11 protein-coding genes and 2 tRNA genes are annotated in these 14005 nt (G+C 72.6%); all 13 read right to left on the bottom strand.

Annotated elements, in window-relative coordinates; all coding sequences use genetic code 11:
• Positions 1–12 precede the first annotated feature (12 nt).
• The 13 genes from MID12_RS23335 to nadD all read right to left on the bottom strand — a co-directional run bounded on the left by MID12_RS23335 (position 13) and on the right by nadD (position 13975).
• Complete coding sequence (locus tag MID12_RS23335) at positions 13–963, bottom strand: helix-hairpin-helix domain-containing protein (protein WP_411576996.1); 951 nt, start codon at positions 961–963, stop codon at positions 13–15.
• 1464 nt (positions 964–2427) lie between these two features.
• A complete protein-coding gene (locus MID12_RS23330) occupies positions 2428–3141 on the bottom strand; it encodes a maleylpyruvate isomerase N-terminal domain-containing protein (RefSeq protein ID WP_263170503.1) in 714 nt (237 codons plus the stop codon).
• A gap of 119 nt (positions 3142–3260) precedes the next feature.
• Positions 3261–4106 (bottom strand): DegV family protein, encoded by an 846-nt coding sequence (locus MID12_RS23325; protein WP_263170502.1) that lies wholly within the window; start codon positions 4104–4106, stop codon positions 3261–3263.
• A 63-nt stretch (positions 4107–4169) separates the two neighbouring features.
• Positions 4170–4922, bottom strand: coding sequence for a hypothetical protein (locus MID12_RS23320; protein WP_263170500.1), 753 nt, complete (start codon positions 4920–4922; stop codon positions 4170–4172).
• Between the two features lie 210 nt (positions 4923–5132).
• On the bottom strand, positions 5133–8042 hold the full coding sequence (gene leuS, locus MID12_RS23315) for a leucine--tRNA ligase (protein WP_263170498.1): 2910 nt from the start codon (positions 8040–8042) through the stop codon (positions 5133–5135).
• 484 nt (positions 8043–8526) lie between these two features.
• Positions 8527–8599 (bottom strand) — tRNA-Ala (locus MID12_RS23310).
• 146 nt (positions 8600–8745) lie between these two features.
• The gene (locus MID12_RS23305; RefSeq protein WP_040253679.1) at positions 8746–8979 is read right to left on the bottom strand and encodes a hypothetical protein; all 234 of its coding nucleotides are present in this window, start codon (positions 8977–8979) and stop codon (positions 8746–8748) included.
• 3 nt (positions 8980–8982) lie between these two features.
• Complete coding sequence (locus MID12_RS23300; RefSeq protein WP_040253677.1) at positions 8983–9165, bottom strand: hypothetical protein; 183 nt, start codon at positions 9163–9165, stop codon at positions 8983–8985.
• 530 nt (positions 9166–9695) lie between these two features.
• Positions 9696–9768, bottom strand: a tRNA-Ala gene (locus MID12_RS23295).
• Positions 9769–9859: 91 nt separating this feature from the next.
• On the bottom strand, positions 9860–10480 hold the full coding sequence (locus MID12_RS23290; protein WP_263173394.1) for a histidine phosphatase family protein: 621 nt from the start codon (positions 10478–10480) through the stop codon (positions 9860–9862).
• Between the two features lie 113 nt (positions 10481–10593).
• Complete coding sequence (gene rsfS / locus MID12_RS23285; RefSeq protein ID WP_040253674.1) at positions 10594–11052, bottom strand: ribosome silencing factor; 459 nt, start codon at positions 11050–11052, stop codon at positions 10594–10596.
• 200 nt (positions 11053–11252) lie between these two features.
• On the bottom strand, positions 11253–13328 hold the full coding sequence (locus tag MID12_RS23280; RefSeq protein ID WP_263170493.1) for an LCP family protein: 2076 nt from the start codon (positions 13326–13328) through the stop codon (positions 11253–11255).
• Entirely contained in the window at positions 13325–13975 is a 651-nt protein-coding gene (nadD, locus tag MID12_RS23275) for a nicotinate-nucleotide adenylyltransferase (protein WP_040253670.1), read from the bottom strand. Before nadD ends, MID12_RS23280 begins: the two co-directional genes overlap by 4 nt.
• Positions 13976–14005 lie beyond the last annotated feature (30 nt).

Genomic DNA, 14005 nt, shown 5'->3' with positions numbered 1-14005 from the left:
CCGCGTTCCACGCTACGCCGCCGAAAGGGCCTCTGACCAGGCATTTCGCCGCAAACCTGGCCGGTAGCTTGTGCCCCTCGCAAGGACCGCCAGGCTCTTGCGACAGTCGAGAGGTCGGTATGGGAAGGTTGCATCGCCGATGCCCTTCACCTGACGGAGTTCGTCGACGGACCGGAAGCCGCCGTGCTGGGTGCGGTAGTCGATGATGTGCTGGGCCAGGACGGGGCCGACACCCGGGAGGGCGTCCAGTTGCTCCACGGTGGCCATGTTGAGCGGCACCGGCGTACCCGCCGCCGTTCCGGACTGTCCGGTGCCGGATGGTGCCGCCCCTGCTGCACCGCCGCCCGGGGTACCGGCGCCGGTCCCGTTGGTCCCGCCGTTCCCGAGGGCGCCCTCCGACGAGGCCTCGCCGACGAGCAGTTGCTCCCCGTCCATCAGCACCCGGGCCTTGTTGAGCCGCGTGATGTCCGTACCCGGGCGGACTCCTCCGGCCCTGCGCAGGGCATCGGCCACCCGTGATCCTCTCGGGAGGCGTTGCAGACCGGGTCGGCGCACCTTTCCGCCGACGTCCACATAGATCTCGCCGCCCGTCGCAGGGCTCGCGCCGGTCGCGGGTGCCGTTCCCGCTGTGCCGGTTTCCGCGCCCCGGGACGGGGACACCGTGCGTACGACGTCAGGTGGCCGTACGGACTGGGTGCGACCGGACCAGAAATGCTGGAGGGCGAAACCGGCGGCCAGTACCAGCACCGCGGCGAGAGCGATCACGCTGCGGCGTTCCAGGCCGCACCGGGTCTGGAGCCAGAGCGGCAGCCGTTCCCGCAGTGCCGGGAGGGCCCGCGCGCGCCAGGAGACCGAGGCCGAGGAAACGCCGGGCAGTTCACGGGTGGCGGGGTCGGTGCCCCCGGGGTCGGCGTCCTCGGGTTCGGTGCCCTCGCCGTCCCGGTACCGGGGCTTTCCGTCCACCGTCCGAGCCGGGCCGGGGGCGATCTCGGCACCAGCGCCGGAGCCTGGGCCCGGGGTAGCACGACCAGGGAAAGCCGCGCCGGAACGGCGACCGGCCTCCGCCTCCGCCTCGGCTTCGGCACCCCGACCGGAACGGAGACCGGGACGGGAATCGAGACGGGGACCAGGACGCGAACCGGGATACAGATCAGGACGCGGACCGGACGCGGCGGTCAGGCCCGTACGGAAGGCGATCCGGAGGTCCCGGGCAGGCCCGGCAGTGGACGTTCCACCGGATCCGTCGCCGCCGACGAGTCCAGCCCCGGCACCTCGTACCGCACCCCTCCCGGCCCCGGATCCCCGTACAGGCGCAGGCCTCGGCGGGACCTCCACGGGAACCGCCGCCGGATCCACGGTCGGAGCCGCGACCGGATCCCCCACCCGAGCCGCCACCGAATCTGCCGCCTGGGTCGCCGCCGGACCCGCCACCGGATCCCCCGTCGAGCCCGCCCGCGCGGAAGGCGAACCCGCTCGGCGGGGCCGCACCTTCATTGTCGGCGGGTCGTCCCACAGCGCGTGATGCTGCTGCCGACTTGGGGGTTTCCTCTGCTCGCTCCGGGCCCATGACGGTACGGGCCAGTCGAGGATTTCCTGCGTGGACTCCCGAACGGGCGCTGGCACATCACTCCCGCCACCGCCGTCCCGAGCGGCCACTCCCGTACCGCCGCCCTTGGGCTTCTCGAAGAGTGCCTGGGCGCGCTGGTTCACCTGTGGTGTCGGGGGTTTGGCCCGGCGGCCGGTGGGGGCGCGATGGCGGGGTCTGCCGCGTACGTCCCCGGCGGGAGGGCGTCCGGGTCCCGTGCCCGCGGGCGCGATGGTGCCACGGGGCCGGGCTCCCGGGCGGTGGGGCCTTCTGGTGACGATCCTGCGCGGGAGGTCGGCGTCCGGAACCGTGGAAGCAGGACTCGGTGGCGCGGGTGAGGTGGGCGCGGCCGGTGTACGGGCGAAGGGAGCCGCGCCGAGGAACCGTGGCGACGGGGCCGCCCGGACAGCGACTGCCCTGCTTCCCGAACCCGTGAACACCGTGTCCGTCGGGCCCCGCAGCCCCGCCCCTACCTCAGCCTCTACGCCTACGCCTGACTCAGACCTAGCCCCAGTCCCAGCCCCAACCCCGGTCCCAGTCCCAGTCCCAGCCGTCGAGCCTGCCCCGGAATCTGTTGCCGTCGCCTGAGTCGCCCGCCTCGCCGGAGGCGCCTGCCTCTCCTGTGTCGCCAGCCTCGCCTGTGTCGCGGTCGTCGTGGAATGTGTCCGAAGTGCCATGGCGGGGACGTTAGGCGGATCACCAGGATCGCGATGATCTTGGTCAAATGCGGTGGATAACCTGCCGGTTGTGGATAACTCGCTCACCTGCCATGGCGAACCGGGACCGCCGAAGGTGACGTTTTCCCTGAGCCGCCCGCCCGGAGCCAGCCCCCCAGCCGCAGATCAGTCCCGCGGCCTGCCGTCCCACCGCCAGGCAGTGAGGCGGGCCCGGCCGGGGAGTTCGCCGCGCCCGGTGGCCCAGAGCAGCGTGGCCCATGGGTCCGTGTCGGCAGGGGTGTCGGGCCAGAGGCGGTCGAGGGCGGCCCGGCAGAGTCCGGCGGGCGGGGTCCAGTCGAGGGCGAGGCCCTGGGCGAGGTCGTGCAGGTGGACGAGTACCTCCACGAGGCCCATGGCGGCGAAGCCTTCGGGATCCGAGATGCCGTAGACGTGGAAGGCGCGCACGGTGGGCGGCTTCGTGCGGACCAGGGCGCTCAGCATCGCGGCGCTCGCCTGGAGCACCTGGAGGAGCCCGGCCGGGCCCGCGCCGCGGTCGGCGCGGATGAGGTTGGCGGGGCCGCCGGGGCGCTCCTCCTCCCAGCGGAAGGGCACGGGGCCGTTCAACGGGGTGGTGGCGGGGCCGATTTGGGCGGCGTAGAAGAACAGGTCGTCGCAGAGGTGCTCGACGGTCTCCCAGCAGGACCAGTCGAGGGCCCCGGCCTTGGCGTCCCAGTCCGGGGAGTCCAGGGCGGCGCGGAGGGTGGTGACCGCGAGGTCCACGGCGAGGTCGAGGTCGTCGGCGGTGACGGGGCGGCGGCCCGGGGCAGTGGCAGTGGCTTCGGCCGTGGCTGCGGCTTCGGCTTCGGCTGTGGGCGCGTCGGGTGTCCGGGAATCAGGCATCCGCGACGGTAACCCGTGCCCCGGTGGCGCCGCCTCCGAATTGGCGGCCGTCCATCCGGGCCGGCGTCCCGCCCGCCGCGGGCCCGTCCGCGGGGCCGCCGACGGGCCCGCGGACGGGTTCAGCGCGAGGAGACGACGACCCCCAGCAGGCCCGGCCCGGTGTGCGCGCCGATCACCGCGCCCACCTCGCTCACGTGCAACTCGCCCAGTCCGGGGACCCGTTCCCGCAGGCGGGCCGCGAGGGTGGCGGCGCGTTCGGGGGCGGCGAGGTGGTGGACGGCGATGTCCACGGGGTTCCGGCCGGTGCGTTCGGTGACGATCTCCTCCAGGCGGGCGAGGGCGCGGGAGGCGGTGCGGACCTTCTCCAGGCTCTCGATGCGGCCCTCGTGGAGTTGGAGCAGGGGTTTGACGGCGAGGGCGGAGCCGAAGAGGGCCTGTGCGGCGCCGATCCGGCCGCCCCGGCGGAGGTAGTCCAGGGTGTCCACGTAGAAGTACGCGGAGGTCACCTCGGCGCGGGCGCGGGCGGCGGCCACGGCGTCCTCGGCGCTGCCGCCGGACTCGGCGGTCTCGGCGGCGGCGAGCGCGCAGAAGCCGAGGGCCATGGCGACCATGCCGGTGTCGACCACTTCCACGGGCACCGGTGCCTCGCGGGCGGCGAGCACGGCGGCGTCGTAGGTGCCGGAGAACTCGGAGGAGAGGTGGAGGGAGACGATGCCGTCCGCGCCCTGCTCGGCGAGGGTGCGGTAGGTCTCGGCGAACTGGCGCGGGCTGGGCCGCGAGGTGGTGACCGACCTGCGCTTCTGCAGGGCTTCCGCCAGGGAGCGGGCGGAGATCTCGGTGCCCTCTTCGAGTGCCTGGTCGCCGAGGACGACGGTCAGGGGGACGGAGGTGATGCCGTGACGCTCCATCGCGGGCTGCGGCAGATAGGCCGTGGAATCCGTAACGATCGCGACATGGCGGGACATGGCCTGGACATTACCTGGGGCGCAGGGGTGGCGGCAGCCCGGGCTCGGCCAAGCGCCGGTGGTTCAGGTGGTGTTCTCGGGGCGGGCCTTCCGCTCCCACGGGTACGGGGCCTGCGGCGGTGCCGGTTCGGTGAGGGCGGGGCGCTCCCGGGGGGCGTCCTCCGGCGGGCTCTGTGTGCTGGGGGAGCGCGTCGCGCCGGACCCGGGCGGCTCGCCCTGAGCCGCCGGATCCGGCCACTCGGCGGGCTGGGGGGTGCCGGGCGCCTCGGGGACGGGTGTCCAGTGGCGCAGGGCGCCGGCCTCGACGTCGATCTGGGCGCTCAGGCTGTCCAGCTCGTCCTCGGTGAAGCGGCGGGCGCGGTCGCGGGCGGCCCAGCGCAGGGAGTCGGCGGAGGCGGTGATGCGTTCGGTGCGGCGGCGCAGCTCGGGCATGCGCTGGGCGAGGACGGCCTTGTCGGGCTCGGACTCCAGGTGGCGCAGGGTGGCGTCGAGTTCCTGGCCGTGGGTGCTGAGCCGGGTGAACAGGGCGAGTGATTCGCTCAGGCCGGCGTCCTCGGCGGCGCCCGCGCGCAGGGCCTCCTGGGTGGCGCGCATGGAGGTGCGCAGCGAAAGACGGAGCTGGGCGAGCTCACCGGCGGGGCCCGGCTGGGCGTAGGACTTGGCGCGCAGCGTGGTGTCCTCGACGGTGCGCCGGGCCTGGGTGAGGGTGCGGTCGACGCCGCGTTTGGCCGCGCCGACGGCCTTCACCGTGGCGTACACACCGAGTGCCACGAACAGCACGAACAGCAGCACCACGACGGTGACCACGACCTCCATGGCGCTCCCTCCTGCCTCTGCGTCCGGTGTCCGTCCGCGTTTCGGTCTCGCCGTACCGGCGGCACGGGCCCGCCCGCACTCTCCACCGTAAACGGAGACGGCGGGCGGGAGGTTCCTGAGCGGACCCCGAGGCTCCCCCTAGGGGTTGTCCCGGACCCACGCCCGAGCCGGGTCCGCGGCATCGCGGCGGACCCGGCAGGGGAACGGCCCTCAGGCGGGAACGATGTTGACCAGCTTCGGTGCGCGGACGATGACCTTGCGGATTCCGGCGCCGTCCAGGGCGGCCTGGACCTTGGCGTCCGCCAGGGCCGCCTGCTCCAGGTCCGCGTCGGAGACGGACGGGGAGACCTCCAGGCGGGCCTTGACCTTGCCCTTGATCTGGACGACGCAGGTGACGGTCTCGTCGACCACGTACGCGGGGTCGGCGACGGGGAAGTCGCGGTGCACCACGGAGTCCTCGTGGCCCAGCCGGTGCCACAGTTCCTCGGCGATGTGCGGGGCCAGCGGGGCGATCATCAGGACCAGGTGCTCGGCGACCGTGCGGGGCACCGCGCCCGCGTTCTTGGTGACGTGGTTGTTCAGCTCGGTGATCTTGGCGATGGCGGTGTTGAAGCGCAGCCCGGCCAGGTCCTGGCGGACGCCGTCGACGGCCTTGTGCAGGGCGCGCAGCGTGTCGCCGTCGGTCTCCGGGTCCAGCTCCCGGTCGACGACGGTGACCTCGCCGCTCTGCTCGTCGACGACATTGCGCCACAGCCGCTGCAGCAGCCGGTACTGGCCGACGACCGCGCGGGTGTCCCAGGGCCGCGAGACGTCCAGCGGGCCCATCGCCATCTCGTACAGGCGCAGGGTGTCCGCGCCGTACTCGGCGCAGATCTCGTCCGGGGTGACGGCGTTCTTCAGGGACTTGCCCATCTTGCCCAGCAGCCGGGAGACCTTGTCGCCCTGGTGGTAGTAGGCGCCGTCGCGTTCCTCGACCTCGGCGGCCGGGACGGCGATGCCGCGGCTGTCCCGGTAGACGTAGGCCTGGATCATGCCCTGGTTGAACAGCTTGTGGAAGGGCTCGGCGGAGGAGATGTGGCCCAGGTCGAACAGGACCTTGGACCAGAAGCGCGCGTACAGCAGGTGCAGTACGGCGTGTTCGGCGCCGCCGACGTACAGGTCGACGCCGCCGGTCGGCATGGACTCGCGCGGGCCCATCCAGTACCGCTCGACGTCGGGGTCGACCAGCTTCTCGGTGTTGTGCGGGTCCAGGTAGCGCAGCTCGTACCAGCAGGAACCGGCCCAGTTGGGCATGGTGTTGGTCTCGCGGCGGTACGGGCGCGGGCCCCGGCCGTCGCCCAGGTCCAGGGTGACGTGGACCCAGTCGTCGTTGCGGGACAGCGGGGTCTCGGGCTGGGTGTCGGCGTCGTCCGGGTCGAAGGTGCGCGGGGAGTAGTCGTCGACCTCGGGCAGTTCCAGCGGCAGCATCGACTCAGGCAGGGCGTGGGCGACGCCGTCCTCGTCGTAGACGATCGGGAAGGGCTCGCCCCAGTAGCGCTGGCGGCTGAACAGCCAGTCCCGCAGGCGGAAGTTGACGGTGCCGCTGCCGATGCCGGTGCGCTCCAGCCATTCGGTGGTGCGCGCCTTGGCCTCGGTGACGCCCAGGCCGTTCAGGTCGATGCCCTCGCCCGCGGAGTTGGTCAGGACGGCCTCGTACGAGCTGAAGGCGTCGGCCCACTCGGCGGGGTCGGTGCCGCGGCCGTCGGTGGGCTCGACGACGCAGCGCATGGGCAGTTCGAAGGCGCGGGCGAAGGCGAAGTCGCGGCTGTCGTGGGCGGGGACGGCCATGATCGCGCCGGTGCCGTAGCCCATCAGGACGTAGTCGGCGATGAAGACGGGGACCTGCTCGCCGCTGACCGGGTTGCGGGCGAAGGCGCCGGTGAAGACGCCGGTCTTCTCCTTGGCGTCGGCCTGCCGCTCGACGTCGGACTTGGCGGCGGCCTGCTTGCGGTAGGCGGCGACGGCCTCGGCGGGGGTGGCGTGGCCGCCGGTCCACACCGGGTGGGTGCCCTCGGGCCAGGCGGCCGGGACGATCCGGTCGACCAGGTCGTGCTCGGGGGCCAGCACCATGTAGGTGGCGCCGAACAGGGTGTCCTGACGGGTCGTGAAGACGGTGATGGCCTCCTCGCCGACGGGGAAGTCGACGCGGGCGCCCTCGGAGCGGCCGATCCAGTTGCGCTGCTGCAGCTTGATCGCCTCGGGCCAGTCCAGGCCGTCCAGATCGTCCAGCAGGCGGTCGGCGTAGGCGGTGATGCGCATGTTCCACTGGCGCAGCTTGGCCTTGAAGACGGGGAAGTTGCCGCGTTCGGAGCGCCCGTCCGCGGTGACCTCCTCGTTGGCCAGTACGGTGCCCAGGCCCGGACACCAGTTGACAGGTGCGTCGGAGGCGTAGGCCAGCCGGTACTCGCCCAGCACGCTCGCGCGTTCGGCGGCGTCCAGCTCGTTCCAGGAGCGCCCCTCACCGGGGACGGCGCGCTCACCGCTGGCGAACTGGGCGATCAGCTCCGCGATGGGCCGGGCCTTGGCGGCCTCCTCGTCGTACCAGGAGTTGAAGATCTGCAGGAAGATCCACTGGGTCCACTTGTAGTACTCGGGGTCGATCGTCGCGAAGGACCGCCGCTTGTCGTGGCCCAGGCCCAGCCTGCGCAGCTGGGCCCGCATGTTGGCCATGTTGGCCTCGGTGGAGACCCGCGGGTGGGTGCCGGTCTGCACCGCGTACTGCTCGGCGGGCAGGCCGAAGGCGTCGAAGCCCAGGGTGTGCAGGACGTTGTGGCCGGTCATGCGCTGGTAGCGGGCGGAGACATCGGTGGCGATGTAGCCCAGCGGGTGCCCGACGTGCAGTCCCGCACCGGAGGGATACGGGAACATGTCCATAATGAACTTCTTGGGCCGGGCGGCGACGGCGGGATCCCCGGCCAGGTCACCGCTCGGATTGGGCGCCTCGTACGTGCCCTGCGCGTCCCAGAAGTCCTGCCAGCGTGCCTCGATACCGGCCGCGGTGGCGGCGGTGTAGCGGTGGGGCGCCGACTCGGAGGTGGCGGTCCCCGACGCGTCGGCGGCGGAGGAGTTGGTCTCGCTCATGATCCTCAAAGCTCCATGGGTCGTCTCTGCCTGCGGTCCGGAAACGAAAAATCCCCTCGCACAGGAGGGGACGCCGCGCCGATGCCGACCGAGGTACTCCGGCGGTCGGGACTGATCAGCGCGGCCCGCTAAGCAGAAGGCGTACGGCACGCATGGCGTCAGGGTACCGCAGCCCCCACACCCCCCGCGACGAGGTAAGCCCAGCCCCGGTCCACCCCACCGGAGCCCGGCCTCACCCTTCGCCCAGCCGAACGGCCAACCGGATCACCGCCCCGAGGCGGGCACCCCACCGACGACGGTCCCCCCGAGGCAGACGCCGAACCGACAACCGCAACCCACGACGGCCACCGAACCGACGACCGCAACCCGAGACGATGGGGGTGCGGGTGGCGAAGCCCCCGCCCCGCGCGGCGCCAGCCCGCGCAAAAACAACGAAAGCGACGAGGTCCACACTTCCCGTGGACACACGTCGCCTCCGCTTTCGTGGAGCTAAGGAGAATTGAACTCCTGACCTCCTGCATGCCATGCAGGCGCTCTACCAACTGAGCTATAGCCCCGTGCTGCTTCCGCCTGGTCTCCCTGGCGGCGACGCCAACATTACACGGTCGGGGCGGCCCACCACCAAATCGTTTCCCGTGGAGGGGGACGGGGGCCGGACGGCGGTGCCGGGGAGGGGAGTTGGGCGTCCGGCGGGGCCGGTGCCTCAGGCGGTGGCGAAGGTGTAGAAGCGCTTGAGGGTGCAGTGCTCGTCGAGGAGCCTGCCGTAGATGGGCTCCCCTTCGAGTTCCCGGTAGGTCTCGATGGGGTCGCCTTTTATGATCAGCGCCCGCGCGCACTCCTCGCACCAGTACTGGTAGTCGGGGTTGACGGGTTCCATGTCGCGGACGATGGGCGTACCGCTGCCGCACCAGTCGCATTTCCTCCTGTGTGCACCCATCGCTCAGCTCCAGCTGTGGCCGCAGGCCGTACACACGTAGGAGACGCCGCCGTTGTCCCCGAGGACCTGGGCGACATGGGCGGACCCGCAGGACGGGCAGTTCAGGTGGGTTCTCACGGAGGCGGCCTCGGTCGCGGAACTCGCTACGCCGAGGAGCGGGATCTCCTCGGGGTTGCGCGCAGGCATCGCCTCTCCCTCCCGCCGGACCGGTGTCCCCCCGTCCGGCCGTACCGATTCTGCCACGGCCCGGCCACTACGGTCAGCGATGCCTTACGGGCAGACCGTCCACCCAAGCGGGGAGCGCCTGGTCCCCCGGCCGCACCCGAGGACGTGCCCACCCGAAGCCCAACCTGAAACCCTCAACCACAGGGTCCAGAAGAAGCCCCCACCGAGCGACAACCTCAGCCCTGCCCGAACGGCCGACCGATCCCCTGAACCCGACCCGCCCACTCAACCAACGACAACGACCACACCGCGAGGCAGACACCCAACCCACGACGGCACCCAAAGACGGCCACCCAACCGACAACCGCACCCAAAGCCGGCCACCCAACCAACGACCGCAACCAAAAGCGGCCACCGAACCGACGACCGCAACCCGAGACGATGAGGGTGCGGGTGGCGAAGCCCCCGCCCCGCGCGGCGCCAGCCCGCGCAAAAACAACGAAAGCGACGAGGTCCACGCTTCCCGTGGACACACGTCGCCTCCGCTTTCGTGGAGCTAAGGAGAATTGAACTCCTGACCTCCTGCATGCCATGCAGGCGCTCTACCAACTGAGCTATAGCCCCGTGTTCTTCCCGCCCGGCGGGCGAACAAGAAGAACCTTAGCCTGCGGGAAGCCGGAAAGTGAAATCCGGCCCCGGGTGCCCCGCGGGCGGCTCAGTCGTCGTCGCCGAGGACGGGTTCGGGCAGGGTGCCCGCGTTGTGTTCGAGGAGCCGCCAGCCGCGCGCGCCCCCGCCGAGCACGGACCAGCAGCAGTTGGAGAGGCCGCCGAGGCTCTCCCAGTGGTGCGGTTCCAGGCCGAGCAGGCGCCCGATGGTGGTCCGCAGGGTGCCGCCGTGGCTGACCACGACGAGGGTGCCGTCCTCGGGCAGCTTGGAGGCGTGCGCGAGGACCACGGGAGCGGCGCGGTCGGCGACCTCGGTCTCCAGTTCGCCGCCGCCGCGGCGCACCGGCTCGCCGCGCTTCCAGGCGGCGTACTGCTCGCCGTGCCGGGTGATGATCTCCTCGTGGGTGAGGCCCTGCCAGACGCCCGCGTAGGTCTCGCGGAGCGCCTCGTCGTGGGTGACCTGCAGGCCGGTGAGCGCGGCGAGCTGGGCGGCGGTGTCCGCGGCGCGGCTGAGGTCGGAGGCGATGATCGCCTGGGGTTCCAGGGAGGCGAGCAGCCGGGCGGCGCGGCGGGCCTGGCCGACGCCGGCCTCGGTCAGCGCGATGTCGGTGCTGCCCTGGAAGCGGCGCTCCAGGTTCCAGGCGGTCTGCCCGTGCCGCCACAGGATGATCCGGCGGCCCTTGCGGGGCGCGCGCTCCCGGGCCGCCTCCTCCTGCCGGGCGGGGGTCCCGGCGGACTCGGCGGTCGCGGGCTGTGGCGGTGACTGCGGCTGGGCGGGGGTGGTCACCGCATCTCCCCGCCGAGCTCCCGCAGCTCGGGCGCGACATCGGCGGCCTCCTGCCGCTGCGCGTACTCGGCGCCCTTGCCGCGGGTGGCCTTGGCCTCCTCGGGCAGTTCCAGCTCCGGGCAGTCCTTCCAGAGCCGCTCCAGGGCGTAGAAGACGCGCTCCTCGCTGTGCTGCACATGGACCACGACGTCGACGTAGTCGAGCAGGATCCAGCGGGCGTCGCGGTCGCCCTCGCGGCGGACCGGCTTGGCGCCGAGGTCCTTGTTGAGGCGCTCCTCGATCGCGTCGACGATGGACTTGACCTGGCGGTCGTTGGGCGCGGAGGCGAGGAGGAAGGCGTCCGTGATGGAGAGCACATCGCTGACGTCGTAGGCGATGATGTCGTGCGCGAGCTTGTCGGCCGCGGCCTGGGCGGCGGTGGTGACGAGTTCGATGGCGCGGTCCGTGGCGGTCATTCCTGGCTTTCGTTCGGCGATGCGGGGCGGTGTGCCGGCCCGGTCGGCCCGGTCGTGGGCACGGCTTCCAGGATCTCACGTACCTCCGGCGTCCCCGGGACGGGCGGAACGCCGGTGCACAGCCGTGACCCGGGCCGCGGGGGCGGGCCGCGCCGCGGCCGCCCGCCCCTGTCCGCCGTGCCCGGCCGGTGCCGCCGGGTTCAGTCCGGCTCCGGCGGCTCGTAGTCGCCGCCGAGCTGCACCAGGACGTCGGCGTTGGCCGGGACCTTGCCCTTGCGTGCGGCGCTCGCGGGCAGGCCGAGGGTCTTGGCCACCTCGACGGCCTGCTGCTTGCGGGCGGGGTCGGCGTACTGGACCTGGGAGTCACCGGTGTGCTGTCCGCTGCCGCCGTCGACGAAGGTGAAGCCGCCGTTGACCAGGCTGACCCGGGCGCTCTCGACCTCGTCCCGGCCCTCGCCGCCCCCGGTGCCGCCGCGGACGCCGACGCGCAGGGCGTCGCCCTTCCCGGGTGCCTTGACGGTGCCGCCGAGGACCTTCTCGACCACCCCGTCGGTGGCCTCGCGGCTCAGGGTGCCGTCGTCCCGCACGGGCAGCAGCGCGGTCTCGTAGTCGCCGCCCTTGGCGCGTTCGGCGAGGCCCGCGAGGAAGGCGCCGAGTTCGCGTTCGGGCAGCGAGGGGTCGAGGATCTGCGCCAGGGACTGCACGGTGACGGTGGCACCCTGGGTGTCGGAGGAGAGCTTGCGCAGTACGCCCTGCATGACCTGGCCGAAGCGTTCCAGCTGGGCGGTGGGCTGCTCACCGGGGGCGCGGTAGGTGGCGTAGGCGACGGCCATCGGGCCGCTGAGGGTCTGCGCCTCGCCCTTGTGCACCAGCGGGGCCTCGCCCTTCTTCGCCTTCGGCGCGGGCACGTCGGTGTCGGTGGTGACCTCGATGCTGCCGACGAGTTCGACGAGGTTGTTCAGGTACGGGGTGTCCAGCCGCCAGGTGCCCTCGACGCGGGTGCCGAGCAGGGTGTCGACGGCCTCGCTGGTGCCGCTGGACCCGTCCTGGTCCACGGACTTGGCGAGGGTGGTCGCGCTGCCGTCGTCCCCGGCGACGGCCAGCGAGTTGGGCAGCAGTACGGTGCTGCCGCGCCCGGTGGTGGTGTTGTCGACGAGCAGCGCGGTGGAGGTGCCGCCGCCCTTGGTGTTGTGCAGGTGGACCAGGATCATGTTCCGCTTCTGCGGGCCCGCGGCCTCGGCGCCGCCCTCGTCCTGACCGGCGCCGAGCCCCGGTATCCTGCCCGCGGACCAGAGGTATCCGCCGCCGCCGAGCAGGGCGAGCACCAGGACGCAGATCAGCGCCAGGCGGCGGCTGCGCCCGCGCCGCTTGGCCTCCTCGCGCCGCTCGGTGCGGCTCTCGGTGAACTTCAGCCAGTCGATGACGTCCTCGGAGTCCTCGGTGGGCTCCTCGACGAAGGAGAACTGCTCGGTGCGGTAGTCCTCCTCACCGCGCTCGCCGAACTCGTCCTGCCCACCGAACCCGTCCCGCGGGCCGAACCCGTCCTGCCCGCTGTCGCCCTCCCGGCCGTGCTCGGGCGCGGGCGCCCGCCGGGACTGCTGCGGGATCCGGTCCGCCTCGCCGAGCCCGGTCCGGCCCGGGCCGGGCTGCGGGCCGGTGTCCCCGAGCTGCGCGTAGGGATCGCCCGGCGGCACCGGCGGCTGCTGCCCGGTGCCGTCCCCGAGCGGCCCGTACGGGTCCTGGGCGCCGTGGCCCTGCCCGCCCTGGTGGCCGGTGGCGTACGGGTCGTGGGCCGGCTGCTGCCCGTACCCCGGCTGCGCGTAAGGGGACGGCTGCTCGTACGGGGAGGGCGGGGAGGGCGGGGCGTAGCCCTGGGACTCGTAGGGGGACGCATAGCCCTGCGGCTCGTACCCCTGGGAGGCGGGCTGTTCGTAGCCGGAGGGCTCATAGCCCCGGGGGCCGGAGGTCTCGTAGCCCTGCTGGCCGGAGGTCTCGAAGTCCTGGGGCCGGTACGGCTGTTGGGGGCCGGTGTCCTGGGCGTACGGGTCGTAGCCGTAGCCCTGGCTCTGCCCCTGGGACCGGTCGTGGGAGTACGGGGACGGGTCGGCGTAGGGCTGCTGCTGCCCGTACGGGTCGTAGGAGTCCTGCGGGGGCGGGGCGTCCGGGACCCTGCGGTACACGGGGGCGCCCGAGGCGTCGTAGCCGACGAGTTCGTAGGGCTCGCCGGTGGGGTCCCGGTGCCCGTCCTCGCCGTATCCGCGGTAGCCGTCGCTCATGGTGCGCCTCCGCCCCGGGGTGTGCCGCCGCGGTACAGGGCTCTCTTGTCGATGTACCGCACCACTCCGTCCGGCACCAGATACCAGACCGGGTCCCCCGCCGCGACCCTCGCGCGGCAGTCCGTCGAGGAGATGGCCAGCGCCGGGACCTCGACCAGGGAGACGCCGCCGTCCGGGAAGCCGGGGTCGGCGAGGACGTGGCCGGGGCGGGTGACGCCGATGAAGTGGGCGAGGGAGAAGAGTTCCCCGGCGTTCTTCCAGGTGAGGATCTGGCCGAGGGCGTCGGCGCCGGTGATGAAGAAGAGGTCGGCGTCCGGGTCGAGGGCGTGCAGCTCGCGCAGGGTGTCGGTGGTGTAGGTGGCGCCGCCGCGGTCGATGTCGATACGGCTCACCGAGAACTGCGGGTTCTCGGCGGTGGCGATCACCGTCATGAGGTAGCGGTCCTCGGCGGGGGTGACGTCCTTGTGGCTCTTCTGCCAGGGCTGCCCGGTCGGCACGAACACCACCTCGTCGAGGTGGAACCGGGCGGCGACCTCACTGGCGGCGACCAGGTGCCCGTGGTGGATCGGGTCGAAGGTTCCGCCCATGACACCCAGGCGGCGCTTGACCGTGCTCACCGGGCCGGCCGGCTTGTCCTGCTCTCCCATGCGTGCAGACCCTACCGGCCCGGCCGCGGG

The sequence above is a fragment of the Streptomyces sp. SCSIO ZS0520 genome, from assembly GCF_025643355.1.
Taxonomy (GTDB): domain Bacteria; phylum Actinomycetota; class Actinomycetes; order Streptomycetales; family Streptomycetaceae; genus Streptomyces; species Streptomyces physcomitrii.
Note: the sequence above shows the minus strand (reverse complement) of the source record. Positions and strands in the feature narration are given on the sequence as shown.

Excerpts from the sequence above, each read along its gene's own strand:
- MID12_RS23330 (WP_263170503.1), bottom strand. The coding sequence starts at position 3,141 with ATGCCTGATTCCCGGACACCCGACGCGCCCACAGCCGAAGCCGAAGCC.
- MID12_RS23325 (WP_263170502.1), bottom strand. The coding sequence starts at position 4,106 with ATGTCCCGCCATGTCGCGATCGTTACGGATTCCACGGCCTATCTGCCG.
- MID12_RS23320 (WP_263170500.1), bottom strand. The coding sequence starts at position 4,922 with ATGGAGGTCGTGGTCACCGTCGTGGTGCTGCTGTTCGTGCTGTTCGTG.
- leuS (WP_263170498.1), bottom strand. The coding sequence starts at position 8,042 with ATGAGCGAGACCAACTCCTCCGCCGCCGACGCGTCGGGGACCGCCACC.
- MID12_RS23305 (WP_040253679.1), bottom strand. The coding sequence starts at position 8,979 with ATGGGTGCACACAGGAGGAAATGCGACTGGTGCGGCAGCGGTACGCCC.
- MID12_RS23300 (WP_040253677.1), bottom strand. The coding sequence starts at position 9,165 with ATGCCTGCGCGCAACCCCGAGGAGATCCCGCTCCTCGGCGTAGCGAGT.
- rsfS (WP_040253674.1), bottom strand. The coding sequence starts at position 11,052 with ATGACCGCCACGGACCGCGCCATCGAACTCGTCACCACCGCCGCCCAG.
- MID12_RS23280 (WP_263170493.1), bottom strand. The coding sequence starts at position 13,328 with ATGAGCGACGGCTACCGCGGATACGGCGAGGACGGGCACCGGGACCCC.
- nadD (WP_040253670.1), bottom strand. The coding sequence starts at position 13,975 with ATGGGAGAGCAGGACAAGCCGGCCGGCCCGGTGAGCACGGTCAAGCGC.